Source organism: Streptomyces sp. HSW2009, assembly GCF_040240285.1.
GTDB lineage: Bacteria > Actinomycetota > Actinomycetes > Streptomycetales > Streptomycetaceae > Streptomyces.
The window spans coordinates 1-4857 of the sequence record NZ_JBEHZD010000556.1; the positions used below are offsets into that span (position 1 = coordinate 1).

At 73.7% G+C, this 4857-nt stretch carries 2 protein-coding genes; one reads left to right on the forward strand and one right to left on the reverse strand.

Features of this window, described 5'->3' with window-relative positions:
• Positions 1–278: 278 nt before the first annotated feature.
• Entirely contained in the window at positions 279–1139 is an 861-nt protein-coding gene (locus tag AAHZ94_RS28470) for a 3-hydroxybutyryl-CoA dehydrogenase (protein ID WP_349996445.1), read from the forward strand.
• A gap of 584 nt (positions 1140–1723) precedes the next feature.
• Here AAHZ94_RS28470 and AAHZ94_RS28475 read toward each other — a convergent pair.
• Complete coding sequence (locus AAHZ94_RS28475) at positions 1724–4513, reverse strand: helix-turn-helix transcriptional regulator (RefSeq protein ID WP_349996444.1); 2790 nt, start codon at positions 4511–4513, stop codon at positions 1724–1726.
• Positions 4514–4857: the final 344 nt, after the last annotated feature.

Sequence of the window (4857 nt, forward strand, 5' to 3'; positions counted from 1 at the left end):
GCGGCCACCGCCGCGCCGCCGGACCACAGCCCGGCGACGGCCCCGGCCGCCCCGACCGCAAAGCCCCGGCGACCCCACATCCCCAAGCGCCCCATCAGCCTTCCCTTCGCTGTTGCGTGCATCACACCACTGTGTGGTCAGCATGCCCGCCCCGACCGCCCGCGTGCAGCAGGGCGCGGAGTACCGTCGTGGCCTAGGCGGTCAGCGAAGCCCTCCGTGCCACAAGCCAGGGGTGGAAGGTCCGCCGCCGGCCGATGAAGATCAGCGAAAGGCACGATGTGACCGACATCGAACGCGTCGGAGTGGTGGGCTGCGGCCAGATGGGCGCCGGCATCGCGGAGGTGTGCGCCCGTTCCGGTCTGGACGTCATGGTCGCCGAGACCACGGGCGAGGCCCTGGAGTTGGGCCGCACCCGGCTGACCAACTCGCTCGGCAAGGCCGCCGAGCGGGGCAAGATCACCCCCGATGAGCGGGACTCGGCACTCGCCAGGCTCAGCTTCACCACCGACCTCGGAGAGTTCGCCGACCGCGACCTCGTCATCGAGGCCGTCGTGGAGAACGAGCAGGTCAAGACGGAGATCTTCCGGGTGCTCGACCAGGTGGTGACCCGTCCGGACGCCATCTTGGCCTCCAACACCTCCTCCATTCCGCTGGTCAAGCTGGCGGTGGCCACCTCCCGCCCGGACCAGGTGGTGGGCATCCACTTCTTCAACCCGGCGCCCGTGCAGCGCCTGGTGGAGGTCATCCCCGCGCTGACCACCGGCGAGGAGACCATCAAGCGCGCCGAGGCCGTCGTGCAGGGCGTGCTCGGCAAGCACGCCATCCGGGCCCAGGACCGCTCCGGGTTCGTGGTCAACGCGCTGCTCATCCCGTACCTGCTGTCCGCCATCCGGATGTTCGAGTCCGGCATCGCCGGCCGTGAGGACATCGACGACGGCATGGAGATGGGATGCGCCCACCCGATGGGCCCGCTCAAGCTCAGCGACCTGATCGGCCTGGACACGGTCGCCTCGATCGCCGATTCGATGTACGAGGAGTACAAGGAGCCGCTGTACGCCGCTCCGCCGCTGCTCCAGCGGATGGTCGACGCGGGCCGCCTCGGCCGTAAGACCGGCTCCGGGTTCTACGCCTACAGCTGATCCGCGCCACCCGCCGGGACCGGCCGACCCACCCGCGTCGCGCCGGCCCGGCAACCCCGCGCCCGGGCCACACCCAGCCCACCGGCGCGGCACCCCGGGGGGGGGGGGGGGGGGGGGGGGGGGGGGGCGGGGGCGCGCGCGCCGCCCCGCCCCCCGCGCCCGCGGCGGGCCCGCGCCCCGCCCCCGCCCCCGGGGGCCCCCCCCCCGCCCCCCCCCCCCCCCCGGCGCGCGCGGCGGCCCCCCCCCCCCCCGCCCCCCCCCCCCCCGCCCCCGCCCCGCCCCTGCACTGCTCGTACACAGCGCTGCGCTGCTCACCCCGGCTCCACGGCCGATCGACCCGGCACCCGCGAGGGCCACCGGGGCCACCGACCACCGACCGTCGACCGGCAGGCGCCCCGGACCGCGGACCCGGCGGGGGGCGACCCCAACTGCCCTCTTTTCAGCGGCTGTTGAGGCCCACCCCAACCCATCCCGGTCGCGCCACCGGCCCGCCAGTCACCGAACCGTCCACTGCCAGGCCCTGTCCCACTGGGCCGTCCGCCGGCGAACCACTCACCGGCGAACCACCCGCCAACAGGCCGACGTCAGGCGATCTCGGCCATGCTGAGCTGGAGGTTCATCGGCAACTCCTGGCGCCGGGTGATGTTGAGCTTGCGGTAGACCCGGGTGAGGTGCTGCTCGACGGTGCTCACCGTGACGTACAGCTTCAACGCGATCTCCCGGTTGGTGTAGCCGTACGCGGCGAGCACCGCCACCCGCTTCTCGGAGTCGCTGAGCTTGGCGTCCACGTCCGGGTCGGCCGCCCACAGCGGGTCCTCCTGCGCGGGGACCGCCCGCGGGTGGTGGCCCGGCACCGGGCGCTCGCGCACCGTCTCGATGCCGCACTCCTTGGCCAGGTGCCAGGCGCGCCGGGTGACCATGCTGGCCCGCGCCGGCTCGCCCACCGCCTGGAACGCCTGGCCCAGGTCGGACAGGGCCCGGGAGAGCTCCAACCGGTCGCCGTACTTGCGCAGTTCGTCGACCGCCTCGGCCAGCAGCCTGGGGCGCTGCCCGGGCTCGGCGAGCGCGGCCCGCACCCGCAGCGAGACGCCGCGCACCCGGGCGTTGCGGGCGTCGCCCATCGCGAGTTGTTCGGCGACCAGTTGTTCGGCCTGCTGTCGGTCGCCGAGGGGGATCAGCGCCTCCGCCGCGTCGGTGCGCCAGGGCGCCACGACCGGCCGGTCAAGGCCCCAGCGCCGGGCGAGCCTGCCGACTTCCAGGAAGTCGCTCAGGGCGGCGTGGAAGCAATTGGTCGCCAGGTGGTAGAAGCCGCGGGCGCGCAGGTAGCCCAGGGCGTAGACGGTACGGAACAGGCCGTCGGGGACCGGGTGGTTGAGCTGCCGGGCCGCGGCGCCGTGCCGGCCCTGTGCGGTGGCCGTGTAGATGAGCACGGAGCGCGGGGCGCAGGCGAAGACGCTGCCGTTCTTCTCCGGCAGGCAGTCGAGCGCCATCGTGGCGTACTCCTCGGCGGCCCGCAGATTGCCCTGCCTGACCATGATCACGGCCTGGGCCTGGGCGAAGGCCGCTTTCCAGCCCGGGGCGCCGCGCCGGTCCGCCTCGTCGAGGAAGGACTGGCACCAGGGCACCGCGCGGTCGGGCCGGTCGCCGTGCACCAGGGTGCGCAGCGCCTGCCCGATGGGTTCGATGGTGGTGTCGGTCAACACGGCGGTCTGCAAGAACCGCTCGGCCGACGCCGCTGCCGCCTCGTTCTCGGCGGCGACCGGCACGGCCCACATGCCGGCCGCCGGGCGCGCCGTGACGCCCTCGGTGAGGGTGACCGTGGCGGCCCCCTCGGCATCCTTGGACATCGAGACCACGGCCCGCGCCCCGCCCGCCGGCCCGTGGCCGAACTGGGCGCCGAGCAGATTGCCGCGGACCGCGTCCGCCGACGGGGAGTTGCCCTCGCTGCGCGCGGCGGCCAGTCGCTCCAACACCTCGGCGGCCTCGTCCACCCGCCCCTGGGTGACCAGGAGTCGGGCCAGCGCGGGCAGGTGCGTCTCGCCGAGTCGACCGGCCCGGAGCGCCGCCAGCGGTACGGCGGTGTGCTCCTCGGCCGCGCACGGGTCGACGCGCCAGGTCACGGCGGCGAGCCTGATCTTGATGGCGCTGGCCCGCTGGTCGTCGTTGCAGGCCCGATGGGCGAGGGTCAGACAGGCCACGGCCTGCGCCACGTCGTCCTCGGCCAGCGCCTGTTCGGCCGCGTCGCGCAGCGCGGCGACGCCCCAGCGCTCGGCCACCTCGTCGGCGGCCAGCAGGTGGCCGGCGACGGCGGGGCTCGGCGCGCCGATGTCGTGCAGCAACTGTGCCGCGTCCCGGTGCAGCGCGGTCCGCGCCGCCGGGTCCATGGCGTGCAGGATCGCGGCCGGTACGGAGGGGTGGCGGAAGCCGCAGCCCTCGGCGATGCCGGCGGCGTTGAGCGCGTGCACGGTCTGCGACGTGGCGGCGGCCCCGATGTCCAGGAGCCGGCGCAGGCATTCGACCGTACTGGCCTCGCGCAGCACCGCGAGCGCCTCCGCGAGCCGCACCGTCGCCGGCCCGCCGCGGTGCAGGCAGGTGAGCACGGCCTGGGTGAAGGGGCCGCCCGACTCCGGGTTCAACTCCGCTGCCCGGCCCGCCGATTCGGCCGCCCGGTGCTCTTCGACCAGCGCCCGCAGCAGCAGCGGGTTGCCGCCGCTGATCGTGTGGAGCCCGTCGACGAAGTCCTGGTCCTGCGGCAAGCGCCGGTAACCCGCGGCCAGTTGGGCGACGCCCGAGCGGTCGAGGCGTTCCAACCGCAGCCGCTCGAAGTGCGGCAGGCGCAGCAGTTCGGTGCTGAAGACGGGGTCGCTGGTGTGCTCGTGGAGGGATTCGGCGAGGACGAAGAGGATGCGCGCGGAGCGGGTGCGCCGCGCGGCGTAGAGGAGATATTGGAGAGTGGCGTCGTCCACGTGTTGCAGATCGTCCACGCACAGCACGACGGGCGTCTGTGTGCTCAGCCGGCGCAGGGCCGCACAGAACTCCTGCATGACCTCGACCCGCACCGGGACGTCCGGGGTGAGCGGGGCGATCTGCGGCAGGGTGTCGGCGGGGGCGCTGGTGATGAGTTGCCGTAGGGCGCCGAGTGCGACGGTGCGCTCAGGGCGCGATCCCACCGCGCGCAGCAGCGTGGCGCCCAGGCCCTCGGCGCGCTCCGCGATGGTCTCGATGAACTCGCTCTTCCCACAGCCGGCCGGACCTTCAACGAACACGATTCTGGAGTTTCCGGACAGGCATCCAGTGATCGCGCCATCAAGCGTGTCGAGTTCCGTACTCCGATCGATCAAAGCCATGGTTACCCCAAGTCCCCGTGAATTCATAGCTTTTGACGCGCCTGCTACCAGGTCTGCCGGGAGGTGCGCCCGCACGCCGCGTGGGATTCGTTCCCGCGAACGGCTTCAGTCTACGGAGCGCGGAGGCGCCCCCCGGTGTCCATAAGTTGCCAGGCAACAACTGCATCGATGGCCGCTGCCGCTGGTGAGCGCCGTGCACTGCGTTTGGCGCGGTGGTTGCGGCCAGGTGTCGTCAGCGTGTGTCCGCGGAAACGGAACCGCCGAGACGATCAGACGGCTGCCGGCCGTGCGGCAACCCTACGCAAGGTGGTGCGCCGGCCTGGTGCGGTCGGCGGCAGGGCGGCGCGGGCCACCCCCGCGGGACCAGCCCC